Origin of the sequence: Streptomyces sp. SAI-127, from assembly GCF_029894425.1 — a bacterium.
GTDB lineage: Bacteria > Actinomycetota > Actinomycetes > Streptomycetales > Streptomycetaceae > Streptomyces.
On the sequence record NZ_JARXYJ010000001.1, the window covers coordinates 31,535 to 47,635 of the forward strand.

Genomic DNA, 16,101 nt, shown 5'->3' on the forward strand with positions numbered 1-16,101 from the left:
CACGAAACATAATACGTATGCTGTCGCCGTTATAGTCGGTGTCATGACCAGCAAGCAACCACCGCGCGCCCACAGATCAACGCAACAGACGCTGCCGACCCGAGGACTGCGAACCGGGCACCGGCTCACGGAGTTGGGCCTGGGTGCAGCCCAGTTCGGCAACCTGTTCACCGAGACGACCGACGACGAGTCGCATCGCGCCGTCAAAACCGCAGCCGAGGAAGGGATCCGCTACTTCGACACCGCACCGCATTACGGCCTCGGGCTGTCCGAACGCCGCCTGGGGGGCGCCCTGCACGCGGCCGCTCGGCAGGATGTGGTCATCTCATCGAAGGTCGGGCGCCTGCTCGTGGACAGCCCGGACACAAGTCACCGGCTCGACGACGACGGGTTCATCGTGCCGGCGACGAAACGGCGCGTCTGGGACTTCAGCCGCGACGGGATCCTTCGCTCCGTGGAGGAGTCACTGGCTCGGCTCGGGACGGACCGGCTCGACATCGCCTACCTGCACGATCCTGACGACCATTGGAGTGCGGCATCGTCGAGCGGGATCGCCGCTCTGGCCGAGCTTCGGGACCAGGGCGTCGTCGGTGCCATTGGCGCCGGCATGAACCAGGCGGCGATGCTGGCCGAGTTCGTGAGGCGGACCGACGTCGATGTGGTGATGGTCGCCGGGCGGTTCACCCTTCTTGATCAATCGGCATTGGACGACCTGCTCCCCGTCGCCGGCGCCCGCGGCGTCGGCGTCGTCGCCGCGGCGGTCTACAACTCCGGACTGCTGAGCACTACGGCCGTGGACGGCTCGGCGACCTACGACTACAGGGCAGCGCCGCGGGCCGTCGTCGAACGTGCCGCCCGCATCGCCGCGGTCTGTGAGCGGCACGGGGTGGAACTCCCGGCGGCTGCCATCCAGTTCCCGCTGCGCCATCCCGCGGTCACGTCGGTGGTGACAGGGATGCGCACTCAGGAGCACGTGCGAAGCAATGTCGCACGCTATCGGGCCGTGATCCCCGAGGCACTCTGGGAAGAGCTGCACTTCACAGGACTCGTCCCGGACCCCACCCGCACAAGCTAGTACTTCAGAGGCTCAAGTAAACATCGTACGAATCTTGTCGCAAACATCATACGTATGCTAACCCTGTGGCGGGCATCAACGCCCCAGTCACAGGAAGCGATCGAACATGACATCGACGTCAGACTCGACCCGCTCGGTGAGCAGACGATGGAGGCGCAGGGCGAGCACCCTGGCAGCCCTCGGCGTCTGCGCCGTCATCGCCTCAGCGCTCAATCCCCTGCAAGCACAAGCCGCGCCTCGGACGGTGTACTTCGCAGCGCCGGACGGCAAGGACTCCGGACACTGCAGCCAGTCGCAGCCGTGCTCGCTCGAGCGGGCCCAGCACGTGGTCGGCCCCGCCGCCAAACACGGTGACGTGAGCGTTCAGCTCGCCGACGGCACCTACCGCCTCTCCGAGCCCCTGCGGTTCGGACCCGGCAATGACGGCGGTGAGCACACCATCCACTGGAACGCCGCCCCGGGCGCGCACCCCGTCATCACCGGCGCCTCGAAAGTCACCGGCTGGTCCAAGTCCGAGGCAGGGGCAGGCATCTGGGAGGCGGACACCCCCAGCGGCCTCGACACCCGCCAGCTCTACGTGAACGGCGTGATCGCCCCGCGCGCCGCCATCCGCCTGGCCAACGCGGACGTCACTCCCACCGCAACCGGTCTCACCATCAAGAACCCGGCCCTGAGCTACCTCGCCACGCTCCCCGACCAGGGACGCATCGAGTTCGAGTCCCTCGGCGACTTCACGAACCGCTACTCGCCGGTGCAGAGCATCAGCGCCACCGAGATCAAGATGGCGCAGCCGGCGTGGGACAACAACACGTGGGGCTGGGACACCGTCCAGAACTCATTCCTGGCCGGCCCGAGCTGGTACCTGGACAACTCACTGAGCTTCCTCACCCAGGTCGGCCAGTGGTACATAGATCCGGGCGCCGGCAAGCTCTACTACAAGCCGGCGAACGGCGTCGACCCCAACCGGCTCGACATCGAACTGCCCCGCCTGGAGACACTGATCAGCATCGGCGGGACGTACGGCAAGCCGGTGACCGGCCTTGCCTTCAAGGGCATCCAGTTCTCCGGAACCTCCTGGCTCGGCCCCTCGACCGACGGGTATGCCGACCAGCAGAACGGCCTCTTCATCAAGGGCACCTACGACTACCGCCCCGCTGACGCCTTCACCAGCTGCTCACGCGGATGTGAGATGTTCGAGCGAGCCCGCACCAGTTGGTACCAGGAGCCCGCCGCCGTGCAGGTCTCCGCTGCCAGCCGCATCTCGTTCACCGGCAACACGTTCACCAACCTCGGCCAGTCGGCCCTGGGCGTCGGAAACGACGCCAACGCCACGGTGACCGGCGTCGGCCTGGGCGCCAGCGACATCGACGTGGTCGGCAACCGGTTCACGGAGAACAGCGGGCACGGCATCGCGGTCGGCGGCGTACTGCCTGACGCACACCACCCCAGCGACCCGAGGATGACCAACCGGGACATCCTGATCTCCGACAACACGATCAATCGCGTGGCGGTGGACTACAAGGACAACAGCGGCATCCTGAGCACCTACGTCACCAACGCCCGCATCCTGCACAACGAGGTCTCCAACGTCCCCTACGACGGTATCGACACCGGCTACGGCTGGGGCATCAACGACGCCGGGGGATCGAACGACTACGTCGACCGCGGCTACTACAAGTGGAACACGCTCTACACGACGCCGACCACGCTCAGGGACAACCGCGTCGAGGGCAACCTCGTGCACAACACCAAGGCACGCTTCGCCGACGGAGGCTCGGTCTACAACCTCTCCGCCAGCCCCGGGACCGTGGTCGCCAAGAACTACCTGTTCAACATCTCAGGCGTCGGCCTCTACCTCGACGAGGGCTCGCGCTCGATGACGTACGAGAACAACGTCGTCCAAGGCGGTTCCTTCCTCTTCACCAACGCCTACAGCCTCCGCAACAACACCAGCGACAACATCATCCAGAACAACTGGTACAACTCGGGCGGAGCGTCGACACCGAACGCCGAGGCCCACAACAACAAGCTGATCAACAACGTGAAGGTCGCCGGCGCCAACTGGCCCGCGGGCGCACGAGACGTGATCTGCCAGGCAGGTGTCGCTCCGAAGTACCGGACATCGCTCAACGCCAACCAGTTCGGCTTCAGCGGGTGCGCGGTTCATGCACCGGTCGCACCCGGCCTCGCCACTGCCGCAGGCTCCGCCGTCAGCTCGTACTTCGGCCAGAGCGGCGACAGCTTCGGCATCGCGGCGGCCGGCGCCGATGTGTGGGGCGCCGGCGGTCAACGCGACGACCAGTTCGGATCGATCTACCGGGCCGGTTCGTTCCACGCCGACTCGAGCGTGTCCACCCGGGTGGTGTCGGTCAACGACGCCAACGCCTGGGCCAAGTCCGGGGTCATGGTCCGCAACGACATGACCAAGGCGGGAGAGTCGGCCGGGTATGCCGTCGTCGCGGTGACCGCCCGCAACGGCGTCGTGTTCGAGTGGGACGCCAACGGCGACGGGTACCTGGACACCGAGGCCCGCGCCGGCGTCGACATCTACCGCCCCATCTGGGTGAAGCTCACCCGATCGGGCACGTCATTCAGCGCCTCGTACTCCTACGACGGTGCCAACTATGTCCCGGTCGGTCAGCCCGTGACGTTGGCCTCCGCCGCAGCGAAGCAGGACGCGGGCATCTTCTCCACGTCCCACGACACCGCCCAATCGGCGATCAACCAGTTCGACTCCGGCGCCGTAACAGGCGCAACGACGCCGTAGACGCCGCTCACGGAGGGCCGACGACGGGCGCGGCAAGGTGTTCTCCAGTGCGCCGACAGACTGACGGTTCACGGAATCTGGCCGCAGGCGCACCAGAGCACCAGAGCACCAAGCGTGACCTGTCGCCGACCAACCAGCCGTGCGGAGCGGGCGTACGCTCGCCCCGCACGGCCTGCTTGCCCAGGGCGGTGTGGTCACGTCCGGCGGGGTGGTGTAGTCACGGCAACTGCTTTCCGGTTGTGGGGTGATCTGCGGTTCGGGTTCGATTGGCTGGGTGGTGAAGAGTTCGGCCATGGAGGCTTCGGAGAGGTAGCGGGAGAGTTCTCCGTGCCCGGCACGATGTCGCCGTTGGAGCGGTAGCACAGCTCCAACAGAGGCTTCGTGGAGGAGCCGCCAGCCCCAAGGTGGATCTGGCAGGCGCCTGCGCGGCGCTGCTCGCACCGCCGGCCCTGTCACCCCTGACGCTCACCTTCAGCGAACCCGCCGAGCGGGGCCGGGCCTTCGGCGTGTACGGCGCCCGTCTCCGGTGTCGGCGTCGTCCTCATCCAGACCACGTCCTGGCGATGGCGCATGTTCATCACCCCGCCCCTCGCCACGCCGCATGGAAAAGACGGTCGTGCTCTACGTCAGTCAGGCCCAGCCGGAGGTGACCGTCCAATGCGGCAGGATGTCCTCTCAGCGAAGCTCCGCTGCCAGCGTCGCGATCAGTTCGCGGGTCCGGTACTTGGAGGCAATCAGTTCCTCGCGGTCGTCCCCGATCGGAAGCAGGCGCACCGAGAGGTCGGTGGCGCCCGCGTCGGCGAAGCGGCGCAGACGGGACAGGATCGCCTTCTCGTCGCCCACCGCGCACAGGTCGCCGATGTCGCGGGCTTCGCCCTGCTCGAGAAGGCGCTGGTAGTTGGGAGAAATCTCGGCCTCGCCGAGAATGCGGTTGGCGCGCTCGCGGGCTTCGTCGACCCGCGAGGGCTCGCACAGACAGACGGGGACACCGGCCACGATACGCGGGGCGGGGCGGCCGGCGGCTTCGGCGGCCTTCGTGATGCGGGGAACGACGTGGTCGGCGATGGCGCGCTCGTCGGCCATCCAGAGGACTGTGCCGTCCGCGCGTTCGCCGGCGAGACGCAGCATGACCGGCCCCAGTGCGGCGACGAGGACGGGCAGCGCGGTCACCGGCCCGATGTCGAGCGGGTTGTGGACGTTGAAGGTGGGGTTCTCGACGTCGACCGGACCGGGGGCTGCGCGTGCCGCGTCGAGGACGTCGAGGTAGTCGCGGGTAAGACCGGCAGGCTTCTCGTACGGCAGGCCGAGCATGTCGCGGATCACCCAGTGGTGCGAGGGGCCGACACCGAGGGCGAGCCGGCCGCCGGTGGCCGCGTGGGCGGAAAGAGCCTGCCGGGCGAGGGCGATCGGGTGCTGCGCCTGCAACGGCACCACGGCGGTGCCCAATTCGATACGGGTGGTGCGCGTCCCCATGAGGGTCACGGCGGTCAGCGCGTCGAAGTCGGTGGGGATCTGCGGGACCCACACCGTGTCGAGTCCCGCCGCCTCGGCCCACACGACATCGTCGAGCATGCGGGCGGCTTTGCGGGCGCTGTCACCGCGCTCGGGGCCGATCATCACGCCTGTGCGCACGGTATGTCCTCCTGCTGGTTCGGGGCTGTCGCTGCGGCCCGTGCGGCGCGCAGGGGGCGGCTCACACGGCCCGGTCGGATGGGGCGGGTGACGCGGCGCCCCCGAGGCCCAGGGCCGCCGCGTCCGCCTGGGCTGCCACCTTGCGCATCTCGTGGACGAGTTCGTCCAGTGGGACGCCCGTCGGGAAGACCGCGGCCGCCCCTGCGTCGAGGAGCCGGGGTACGTCGCCCGCCGGGACGGTGCCGCCCACGACGACCGCGATGTCCTCGGCGCCTGCGGCACGCAGTGCTTCCACCGTGCGGCGGGTCAGCGCCAGATGGGCGCCGGACAGGATGCTCAGTCCGACCACCGCGACGTCCTCCTGGACCGCGGTGGCGACGATGTCGTCGATGCGCTGCCGGATGCCGGTGAAGATGACCTCGAAGCCTGCGTCGCGCAGCGCACGCGCGACGATCTTCGCTCCTCGGTCGTGTCCATCGAGTCCGGGTTTGGCGACGAGGATGCGGGCCCCGGCCATCAGAACACCACCGGCTGCCGGAACTCGCCCCACACATCTTTCAGCGCGGTCACCATCTCTCCGACCGTGCAGTACGCGAGGGCGCAGTCGACGAGCACGGGCATGAGGTTGTCCGTCCCTTCGGCAGCGCGAGCCAGCGCGGCGAGTGAGCCCCGTACGGCCGAGGGGTCGCGTTCCGCCTTGACCCGGGCGAGCCGGTCGAGCTGCAGCTGGCGCCCTTTGGCATCGAGTTCGTAGGTGGCGATTTCCGGCGCGGGTTCGTCGGTGACGAAACGGTTGACGCCCACGACCGGCCGCTCGCCCGACTCGGTCGCCTGGTGGATGCGGTACGCCTCGTCGGCGATGAGGCCTTGCAGATAGCCGTCCTCGATGGCGCGGACCATGCCGCCGTGGGCGTCGAGGTCGTCCATGATCTCGACGATGCGGGCCTCCGTGGCGTCGGTGAGCGCTTCGACGAAGTACGAGCCCCCGAGCGGGTCGGCGACGCGCGTGACACCGGTCTCGTGAGCGAGGATCTGCTGGGTGCGCAGGGCGAGGGTGGCCGACTCCTCGCTGGGCAGCGCGAACGGCTCGTCCCAGGCTGCGGTGAACATCGACTGCACGCCGCCGAGCACGGAAGCGAGCGCCTCGTAGGCGACGCGCACGGTGTTGTTGCGGGCCTGCGGCGCGTACAGGGAGGCTCCGCCCGCCACGCAGCCGAAGCGGAACATCGCGGCCTTGTCGCTGCCCGCCCCGTAGCGCTCGCGCACGATCTTGGCCCAACGCCTGCGTCCGGCACGGTACTTGGCGATCTCTTCGAAGAAGTCGCCGTGCGTGTAGAAGAAGAACGAGACCTGCGGCGCGAACTGGTCGATGGTCATCCGGCCGCGCGCGAGGACCGTGTCGCAGTACGTGACTCCGTCGGCCAGCGTGAACGCCATCTCCTGCACAGCGTTGGCTCCCGCGTCGCGGAAGTGCGCTCCGGCGACCGAGATCGCGTTGAATCTCGGCACCTCGGCGGCGCAGAACTCGATGGTGTCCGCGATCAGGCGCAGGGACGGATCTGCGGGCCAGATCCAGGTGCCGCGCGAGGCGTACTCCTTGAGAATGTCGTTCTGGATGGTGCCGGTGAGCTTCTCCCGCGGCACGCCCTTGCGTTCTGCCGCCGCCACGTAGAAGGCGAGGAGGATCGCGGCGGTACCGTTGATCGTGAAGCTGGTGCTGATCCGGTCGAGCGGTATCCCGTCGAAGAGCACCTCGGCGTCCGCGAGGGTGTCGACGGCGACACCGACCCGGCCCACTTCCTCGGCCACCTCGGGGTCGTCGGAGTCGTATCCGCACTGGGTGGGCAGGTCCAGGGCCACGGACAGGCCGGTGCCTCCCTGGTCGAGGAGGTAGCGGTAACGCCGGTTGGATTCCTCGGCGGTGCCGAAGCCCGAGTACTGGCGCAGAGTCCACAGGCGGCCCCGGTAACCGGTCGCGTAATTGCCGCGGGTGAAGGGATAGCTGCCCGGCGGGGGCGGCTCGGCATCACGGTCCTGCGGTCCGTAGACCGGCTTGAGCGGGATGCCCGACAAGGTGTGCGAGGAGGCGTCCATCGCTGGATACGTTACTTGCAACATGCGAGAACGCCAATACCGATATCGAGAATAAGAGCATTGATCCGCGACTGGAAGCGTCACGCACAGGACTGTCGGAGGCCTCAACTCACGTTCTACCCTTGCGGGATGAACTGGGAGAACGCGGGTTTCCCGGAGTGGGAGGGCACGACCGTGTCAGCGGCACGGGTCGCCGCCGACGCCGGTCTGCTGCCGGGCCCGGAGGGAGTGCCGGGTCGGGTGCTGCACTTTCTGGATCTCGATCGGTGGCACGCCGCCGGTGACACGGAGATCGTCCGGTGCGCCACGGCTGTACGGGGGATGCTGCCGATGGTCGTCGGCGTGGCCCGGCACACGCCGCCGCAGCGCCTCGCCCCGCTGCTCGACGCCCTGACCCTGACCTTGGCCGGGCCCGATGTCGTCGCCGAACGGCCGGAGTTGATGCCGGTTGCGCACGTCGGGGAGGCGTACGACCAGCTCGAGGAGGCTGTCGCGCACCGGCTCGGGGCGGGCCTGGCCCTCGGGCATCTGCTGCGACAGACGGCCTGCCTCGACACGGTGCGGGGTCTCGCGGCGGAGGCCGCCGTGTACTCCATGCTGCTCGGCGGACCTGAGTTCGCGCGATGGCTCGCCGAGCGGCCGGCTCCGCGCCCCGCTGCTCCGGTGGGGCCTCTCGTACGGGCGACGCGCGACGGCGGACTGCTCACGATCGAGCTGGACCATGCGGAGCGGCGCAACGCGCTGTCGGCCCTGATGCGCGAGGAGTTGTACGCAGCGTTGGAAGCGGCGGTGTGGGATGCCGGCATCGAGCGGGTCGAACTCCAGGGCGCGGGGCCGGCGTTCTGCAGCGGCGGCGATCTGGCCGAGTTCGGCTCCGCTCGCGATCCCGTGGCGGCGTACGTCGTCCGGCTCGATCGTGCGCCGTGGCGCCTCCTGGACGCGGTGCGCGACCGGGTCCGGGTGCGGGTGCACGGGCCCGTGATCGGTGCGGGTCTCGAACTCGCCGCGTTCGCGGGCCTGGTGACCGCGGCGGCCGATACGCGCTTCAGCCTCCCCGAGCTGTCGATGGGGCTGATTCCGGGAGCCGGCGGCACGGTCAGCGTCACCCGCCGGGTGGGCCGGTGGCGGGCGGCGTGGCTGATGCTGACCGGGGAGGAAATCGGCGCGGGGACGGCATTGCGGTGGGGGTTGGTGGACGAGGTGGAGGGGCTCGACGCGGCCACGCTACAAGGGAGCGGGATCGTCGATGGTGTGCCGCATGGCTGAACTCCCGGGCGGCTCCGCCTTGTTCAGGTCTGTGGAAGTGGCGCCCGGTCATGAGGGCGACTGCCGCGTACGGGGCGGGCGCATCGTCGCCCTCGCGCCCCGCCTGCGGGCCGCACCGGGTGAAAACGTGGTGGACGGCGGCGGTGGCGCCCTGCTCCCGGGCCTTGCCGATCACCATCTGCATCTGACCGCGATGGCCGCGCAGGCCGCGTCCGTCGATCTGTCGGGGCGCACGGCCGCCACACTCGGCCGGACAGTCCGCGGCGCAACCCCCGGTCCGGATGGCTGGATCCGAGCGACTGGCTACGACGACGGCGCGCACGGCCCACTGGACAGGGAGATTCTCGACACCTGGGCCGACGGGCGGCCAGTGCGGGTGCAGCACCGTTCGGGTGCCCTGTGGGTGGTCAACTCCGCAGGCCTGCAACGCCTCGGCGCCGACTCGACCGCCGCCCCACCCGGGGTGGAGCGGGACGACTCCGGCCGCGCGACGGGACGGCTCTGGCGCGTGGACGGCTGGCTGGGCGAGCGCATCGGCGCCCGTCCGCCCTCCCTCACCGCCATCGGCGCCCGGCTGGCCGCCTTCGGGATCACTCACGTCACGGACGCGACCCCCGATTCAGCCGCCGTGCCCGTACTGGCCGGTGCACTGCACCGGGGCGAGCTGCCCCAGTACGTCACGTCTTTGGCCGCGCACCGACCTGCACCTGTCAGCCACCCACGGCTGCGGCTCGGCGCCCGCAAGCTGGTGGTCGCCGACCACGAGCTGCCGGAACTCGCCGCCCTCGTAAGGGAGATATCCGCCTCCCATGCCGCGCGCCGCCCCGTCGCCGTGCACTGCGTGACCCCCGCCGCGCTCGCCCTCACACTCGCCGCACTCGACGAAGCCGGACATCACGCCCGCGACCGAATCGAGCACTGCGCCCTCGCGGATACCGCGGCCGTCCGCGAACTCGCCGCACACCGGCTGCGCGTGATCACACAACCGACGTTCATCGCCCGGCGGGGCGACGCCTACCTGGAACGCACCCCGACCGCGGAACACGCCGACCTCTGGCGATACGGAAGCCTGCTGCGCGCCGGCGTCACCACGGCCCCCGGCAGCGACGCCCCGTACGGCGATCCGGATCCGTGGGCCTGTCTGCGAGCGGCCAGGGACCGGACGACACCCTCAGGACGAGTCCTGGCACCGGGCGAACGGACTTCGCCGGCACGGGTGCTGCGCGGCATGCTGTCCCGCCCGTGCGACCCCGGCGGCCCGCCTCGCCGTCTCACCACCGGGGCGCGCGCCGATCTCGTCCTGCTGCACGTACCCCTCGATGAGGCCCTGCGTCACCTGGACTCGGCTCTGGTACGGGCCACATATGTCGGAGGCCGGGCGGTGTATGGCCCCGTGCCCCCGCGTTGACGTGGTCCTACGCTCACCGTTCACCGGCGTGACGCCGCCACCTCGTCGAGGACTCTCACGGTGTCCGCCCCCAACTCCCCTGCAGTACCCCGTGGTTGAGGTGGCAGCGGTGACCGTACGGCGTGTGTCTGCCGCAGCCGTGGGCAGTGGACGCTCCAGGCACCGTTGTCGCCGTGCACTGTGTGAGCTGCCAGCGGTGGGCCGCCGGTGAAGGCCGCGACGACCTCCCTCATCGCCACGTCGATCAGGTGACCGCCACCGGTCGCGAGGGAGGCGAGTGCTCCGAGCCCGGCCACAAGACCGGTGAGCGGGTCGGCGACGGCGTCGGCGCAGAACACGGGCTCGCCGCCCGTCCAGCCGACGAGGCCGCCCGCCACTGCGGCGTCGTCCCCGAAAGCCACCCGGTCGGGGTGTGCACGGCCGTATCCGGTGATGGCAAGCCAGACCTTGCCCGGGCGGTGTGTCCGTTGTTCCGGGGCCATCCCCAGCTGCCGCAGTGCGCGTGGCCGGGAGGCCTCGATGACCACGTCGGCGGCGTCGATCAGGGCCGCCAGGGCGGTGCGGCCCTCGCGGGTGGTGAAGTCGACGGCGACGCTTTCGTGGCCGGCGTGCAGCCAGTCGTAGAAGAGGCGCTTGCCGTTGCGCGTGCCGTCGGGGCGACGGGTGCTCTCCACCTTGATCACGCGCGCGCCCGCCTGGTGCAGCAGGTCGGCACACAAGGGTCCGGCCCAGAGCGAGGAGAGGTCGACGACCAGTGGGCGGCGGCCGGGCACCGGTCGTACCGAGGGCGCAATACGTCTGACCCGCCAGGGAGTGGGAGGGACCGATGGTGCGGGCGGGAGCCCCGCGGCCGGGATACCGAGCATCTGGGCGCGCTCCGCGAGGTCCCCCGCCGGCATGCGCCGCACGGCCCGGGTGAGTGCTCGCCAGGGGTCGTCCACGTCGGTGCGCCCCAGGAGTGCCGGGAGCAGTTCGAGGTCGTCGGCGCGGCTGAGGGAGACAGCGCACCATCCGTCCGCCGCCCGCAGCAGCCGGGTCGCCCCACCCGCGGAAAGGCGACCGTGCCGGGTCAGCCCCAGTGCGCCCGCGCGCCCGGTGAGCAGGGCCAGGGGGTCCACACGGACCGGGTGGGCGAGGGCAGCTCCAAGAGGCTGGAGTGCGGAAGCGGCGGCCCGCAGCAACGGGACGGCGCTCGCCGGGGAGAGCACGGGCGGGCCCGAGGCGTGACCGGTCAGGGACATGGCGCCGGACGTGGCCCAGTCCCGGCAGGGGCAGTCGGCCGTCCCGGTTGGGATCGGCGGACCGGTCGGGGCCAGCGGCCCGGTCGGGGCCAGCGGCCCGGGTGCGTCGTGGATCGTGGCCAGCCAGCGCCGTACGGTCGACGGCCCGTCGCCGCCGGCCCGCGTGTGGTCGTTCACAGCCCCAGCGACTTCGCGACGATCACCTTCATGACCTCGCTGGTGCCCCCGTAGATCCGCGTGATCCGGGCATCGGTGTACAGCCGGGCGATCGCTTGCTCCTGCATGTAGCCGTATCCGCCGAAGAGTTGGAGGCACCGGTCGACCGCCCGCGCCTGCACCTCGGTGCAGAACAGCTTCGTCTTCGCCGCGTCCGGACCGGACAGGTCACCCGCGACCAGGGCGAGGACGGCCCGGTCGAGCATCGCCTGGGCGGCCTCGATCTCCGTTGCCACGGCGGCGAGTTCGAACTTCGTGTTCTGGAAGGACGCGACCGGCTTCCCGAAGGCCTTGCGTTCCTTGACGTAGGCGATGGTCGCCTCCAGGGCGGCGGCTGCTTGTGCGACCGAACCGACGGCGACCGTGAGCCGCTCCTGAGGCAGGTTGTGGCCGAGGTAGCCGAAGGCGGCGCCCTCTTCGCCGAGCCGGTTCGCCATGGGCACGCGGACGTCGTCGAAGGCCAGCTCGACGGTGTCCTGCGCTTTGATGCCGATCTTCTCCAGGGTGCGGCCGCGGGTGAAGCCGGGCATGCCGTCCTCGACGACGAACAGGGTGAGGCCGGCCCGCCGGTCGTCCGGGTCGGTCGACGTACGTGCCACGACGATCACCAGGTCGGCGAGGAGACCGCCCGTGATGAAGGTCTTCGCGCCGTTGACGAGGTAGTGGTCTCCGTCGCGTACGGCGGTGGTGCGGATGCCGGCGAGGTCGGAGCCGGTGCCGGGCTCGGTCATGGCGACGGCGGTGAGGAGACTTCCGGTGGCCAGGCCCGGGAACCAGCGCTCGCGCTGTTCGTGGTTCGCGTACGCGAGGAAGTACGGGAGGATCACGTCGAGTTGGGTGCGTACGGTGCCCAGCGTCACCAGGGCGCGGGCGGCCTCCTCCTGGAGGACCACGTTGTAGCGGTAGTCGGCGACGCCCCCTCCCCCGTATTCCTCGGGGATCGCGACGCCGAGCAGCCCCAGTGAGCCGAGCTTGTGGAACACCTCGCGCGGCAGCTGCCCGGCCTTCTCCCAGTCGGAGTAGTGCGGGACGACCTCCTTGGCGATGAAGTCGCGGGCGAGTTCGCGGAACGCGTCGTGGTCGGGGGTGAAGAGGTCGCGGCGCATGGTTCCGGTCCCCTTCAGCGGGCGGCGAGTTCGACGACGGTGGCGTTGGCGGTGCCGCCGCCTTCGCACATGGTCTGCAGGCCGTAGCGGATGCCGTTCTCGCGCATGTGGTGGATCATCCGGGTCATCAACACGGCGCCGGATGCGCCGAGCGGATGGCCCAGGGCGATGGCGCCGCCGAGCGGGTTGAGCAGGCGGGGGTCGGCGCCGGTCTCGGCGAGCCAGGCGAGAGGTACGGGCGCGAAGGCCTCGTTCACCTCGTACACCCCGATGTCGGCGAGGGCGAGGCCCGCCTTGCGGAGCACCTTCACCGTGGCGGGGATCGGACCGGTGAGCATCAGTACGGGGTCGGCGCCGACGACCGCACCCGCCCGGTACCGGACCAACGGGGTCAGGCCCAGCTCACGGGCCTTGTCCGGTGTCGTCACCAGGAGTGCGGCCGCGCCGTCCGAGATCTGGGAGGCGTTGCCCGCGTGGATCAGGCCGTCCTCGCTGAAGGACGGCCTGAGAGAGGCGAGCATTTCGACGCTGGTGGTGCGGCGTACGCCTTCGTCTGCGCTCACCGTCGCCCCCTGCGCCATCACCGGGACGATCTGGCGGTCGAACGCGCCGGCGTCCTGCGCGGCCGCGGCACGCGCATGTGACAGGGCGGCGAACTCATCGGCCTGGGCACGCGTGATGCCCCACTTCTGCGCGATCTTCTCCGCGGATAGGCCTTGGTTGAAGTCGAATCCGTCGTAGCGGGCCAGGACTTGAGGGCCGTACGGCTGCCCACCCGCCCTCGCGGCGCCCAGCGGCACCCGGCTCATGACCTCCACGCCGCCGGCGACGACCACGTCCATCTGCCCGGACAGGACGGCCTGCACGGCGAAGTCCAGAGCCTGCTGACTGGAGCCGCACGCGCGGTTGACCGTGGTGCCGGGCACGGACTCGGGCCAACCCGCCGCGAGGACCGCATAGCGGGCGATGTTGGCGGACTGGTCGCCGATCTGTCCCACGCAGCCCCACACCACGTCGTCCACCACGGCCGGATCGATACCGGTGCGGTCGACGAGTGCGCCCAGGACCACGGCGGAGAGGTCGGCGGCGTGGACGGCGGACAGGCCTCCGCCCCGTTTGCCCGCGGGGGTGCGGACCGCCTCGACGATCACTGCTTCAGGCATCGCGGGGTTCCTCCGTTGACATGGTGACGGGCGCGACGGCGGACGCGGGTACGGCCCAGGTCCCCGTGAAGACAGGTGCGCGTTTCTCGGCGAAGGCCGCGTAGGCCTCGGGGGCGTCCGCCGTCGCGAAGTTGACCACCTGCGCGCGTGCCTCCGCAGAGAGGGCTTCGCGCAAGGTGTGGCCCATGCCCTCGTTGAGCAAGGCCTTGCTCTGGGCGAGTGCGATCGCGGGTCCTTGTGCGAGGCGGACGGCGAGCTCCTCGACGTAGCCGTCGATCTCCTCCTCGGGCACGACCCATGTCACGAGCCCCAGGGCGTGGGCCTCTTCCGCGTCGATCGTCTCCGCGAGCAGCGCGAGCCGCTTGGCCTGCTGCAATCCGACGTGCCGGGGCAGCAGCCAGGAACCGCCGAGGTCGAGGGAGAGGCCGCGGCGCGCGAAGATCTGCGAGAACCGGGAGCCTGGAGAGGCCGCGACGAGGTCGCAGCCGAGAGCGAGGTTCCAGCCCGCTCCGACGGCGACCCCGGTGACCTTGGCGATGGTGGGCACGGGCAACTCGTGCAGCAGCAGCGCCACGTCGGTCAGGGTCCGCATCCGGTGCAGGGGGTGGGTGTCGGGACGGGGGCTGCTGAGATCGGCGCCCGAACAGAACGCTCCCCCGGCACCCGTGAGCACCAGGGCCCGTACGGACCGGTCCTCGCCGACCGCCACGAGCGCGTCGTGCAGCGCGGACCAGAGGGCGGTGTCCAGGGCGTTCTTGCGGTGCGGGCGGTTGAGGGTGAGGGTGCGGATGCCCTCGGGGGTGTCGTGGGTCAGCAGAACGGGGGTGGTTCCGTTCCGGGCCTCGTACGCCGTCACGACGGTCCCCTGACCTCGGGAGCTTCCCCGATCACCCCGGCCTCCCGCAGCGCGGCCATCTCCCCCGCACTCAGGCCGAGTTCGCCGAGCACCGTCTCCGTGTGCTCGCCGAGCCCCGGTACCGCGCCCATCCGCGCCTCGTAACCGGAGATGACCGGTGGCGGCAGCAACGCCGGGATCTCGCCCGCCGGTGTGGCCACGCCACGCCAGCGGTCGCGGGCGGTGAGCTGCGGGTGGGCGTTGACGTAACTCGGGGTGTTGTAACGGGAGTTGCCTATGCCGGCCCGGTCGGCACGGTCCTGGACCGTGCTCAGGTCGTGGCGGGCGCACCAGGCGGTGATCTCCTTGTCGAGGAGTTCACGGTGGGCGCACCGGCCGGTGTTGGTGCGGAAGCGGTCGTCGTCGGCGAGGTCGGGCCGCTGGATCAACTCCGTGGCCAGACGCTGCCATTCGCGGTCGTTGGTCGTGCCGAGGACGACGGTCTGGCCGTCGGCGGTGCGGTACGCCCCGTACGGCGCGACGGCCGGGGAGCTCATGCCGAGCGGGTCGGGTTCCAGGCCCGAATGTCGGGTGTACGTGAGCGCGTAGCCCATGAGCTCGGTCATCGTGTCGAAGAGGCTGACGGCCACCGAAGGCGCGGGGTCACAGCCGGATCCGCGTGCCCCGTCGAGCCCTGGCCGCCGTTCCCCGTCGAGCACGGATCCGCGCCTCTCGTACAGCAGCGCCACGATGCTCAGCGCCGCGTACAGGCCGGTCGTGGTGTCGGCGACCGGCGGTCCCGGTTTCGCGGGGGCGCCGGGATGCCCGGTGATCGAGCAGGCGCCGGACTCGGCCTGGACGAGCAGGTCGTACGCGCGTTTGTGGGAGAGCGGGCCGCCGGGGCCGTAGCCGTCGATCTCCACACCGATGACGCCGGGATGGCGGGCGGCGAGGTCGCCGGGCGCCACACCGAGACGGGCCGTGGTGCCCGGCGTGAGGTTGGAGACCAGGACGTCGGCCCGGTCGAGCAGCCGGTGCAACAGGTCCAGGCCCGGCTCGGTCTTCAGGTCGAGGGTGACCGACTCCTTGCCGCGGTTGGCCCACACGAAATGCGCGCCGAGTCCGCCCACCACGTCGTCGTAGTGACGGGCGAAGTCACCGCCGCGCGGGTTCTCGACCTTGATGACGCGGGCCCCGAGGTCGGCGAGCGTGCGGGTGCACATGGGGGCGGAGACCGCCTGTTCCAGAGCGACGACGGCGACGCCGGCAAGCGGTCCCCGCACTCGACGTCCCCGCCC

Annotated in this window: 12 protein-coding genes and 1 pseudogene; 4 read left to right on the top strand and 9 right to left on the bottom strand. The window is 70.4% G+C overall.

Annotated elements, in window-relative coordinates:
* Window positions 1-43 precede the first annotated feature (43 nt).
* Together M2157_RS00155 and M2157_RS00160 are read left to right on the top strand one after the other, a co-directional pair.
* Complete coding sequence (locus M2157_RS00155; protein ID WP_280863944.1) at window positions 44-1,075, top strand: aldo/keto reductase; 1,032 nt, start codon at window positions 44-46, stop codon at window positions 1,073-1,075.
* Window positions 1,076-1,181: 106 nt separating this feature from the next.
* On the top strand, window positions 1,182-3,842 hold the full coding sequence (locus M2157_RS00160) for a right-handed parallel beta-helix repeat-containing protein (RefSeq protein ID WP_280863945.1): 2,661 nt from the start codon (window positions 1,182-1,184) through the stop codon (window positions 3,840-3,842).
* Window positions 3,843-4,153: 311 nt separating this feature from the next.
* On the opposite strand, the pseudogene M2157_RS00165 reads toward M2157_RS00160, so the two are convergent.
* The 4 genes and pseudogenes from M2157_RS00165 to M2157_RS00180 form a co-directional block, all read right to left on the bottom strand.
* A pseudogene (locus tag M2157_RS00165) lies at window positions 4,154-4,255 on the bottom strand (polysaccharide lyase family 7 protein); the annotation flags it as partial.
* 262 nt (window positions 4,256-4,517) lie between these two features.
* Window positions 4,518-5,474 (bottom strand): LLM class F420-dependent oxidoreductase, encoded by a 957-nt coding sequence (locus M2157_RS00170; RefSeq protein ID WP_280863946.1) that lies wholly within the window; start codon window positions 5,472-5,474, stop codon window positions 4,518-4,520.
* A 61-nt stretch (window positions 5,475-5,535) separates the two neighbouring features.
* Window positions 5,536-5,991: a cobalamin B12-binding domain-containing protein gene (locus M2157_RS00175; protein WP_280863948.1), complete on the bottom strand. Its 456-nt coding sequence runs from the start codon at window positions 5,989-5,991 to the stop codon at window positions 5,536-5,538.
* Complete coding sequence (locus M2157_RS00180; protein ID WP_280863950.1) at window positions 5,991-7,568, bottom strand: methylmalonyl-CoA mutase family protein; 1,578 nt, start codon at window positions 7,566-7,568, stop codon at window positions 5,991-5,993. The genes M2157_RS00175 and M2157_RS00180 overlap by 1 nt, the downstream gene beginning before the upstream one ends.
* A 129-nt stretch (window positions 7,569-7,697) precedes the next feature.
* Between M2157_RS00180 and M2157_RS00185 the strand changes: the two genes are divergently transcribed.
* Window positions 7,698-8,834, top strand: a complete 1,137-nt coding sequence (locus M2157_RS00185) for an enoyl-CoA hydratase/isomerase family protein (protein ID WP_280863951.1) — start codon at window positions 7,698-7,700, stop codon at window positions 8,832-8,834.
* Entirely contained in the window at window positions 8,827-10,242 is a 1,416-nt protein-coding gene (locus M2157_RS00190) for an amidohydrolase family protein (protein WP_280863952.1), read from the top strand. Before M2157_RS00185 ends, M2157_RS00190 begins: the two co-directional genes overlap by 8 nt.
* Window positions 10,243-10,262: 20 nt before the next feature.
* Here M2157_RS00190 and M2157_RS00195 read toward each other — a convergent pair whose 3' ends face one another.
* The 5 genes from M2157_RS00195 to M2157_RS00215 are packed head-to-tail and all read right to left on the bottom strand — an operon-like array spanning window position 10,263 to window position 16,086.
* On the bottom strand, window positions 10,263-11,660 hold the full coding sequence (locus tag M2157_RS00195; protein ID WP_280863953.1) for a CoA transferase: 1,398 nt from the start codon (window positions 11,658-11,660) through the stop codon (window positions 10,263-10,265).
* Window positions 11,657-12,805, bottom strand: coding sequence for an acyl-CoA dehydrogenase family protein (locus tag M2157_RS00200; protein ID WP_280863954.1), 1,149 nt, complete (start codon window positions 12,803-12,805; stop codon window positions 11,657-11,659). Before M2157_RS00200 ends, M2157_RS00195 begins: the two co-directional genes overlap by 4 nt.
* Window positions 12,806-12,819: 14 nt before the next feature.
* Window positions 12,820-13,968 (bottom strand): acetyl-CoA C-acyltransferase, encoded by a 1,149-nt coding sequence (locus M2157_RS00205; protein ID WP_280863956.1) that lies wholly within the window; start codon window positions 13,966-13,968, stop codon window positions 12,820-12,822.
* Window positions 13,961-14,824 (bottom strand): enoyl-CoA hydratase-related protein, encoded by an 864-nt coding sequence (locus tag M2157_RS00210; protein WP_280863957.1) that lies wholly within the window; start codon window positions 14,822-14,824, stop codon window positions 13,961-13,963. The genes M2157_RS00205 and M2157_RS00210 overlap by 8 nt, the downstream gene beginning before the upstream one ends.
* Complete coding sequence (locus M2157_RS00215; RefSeq protein ID WP_280863958.1) at window positions 14,821-16,086, bottom strand: CaiB/BaiF CoA-transferase family protein; 1,266 nt, start codon at window positions 16,084-16,086, stop codon at window positions 14,821-14,823. Before M2157_RS00215 ends, M2157_RS00210 begins: the two co-directional genes overlap by 4 nt.
* Between the last annotated feature and the right edge of the window lie 15 nt (window positions 16,087-16,101).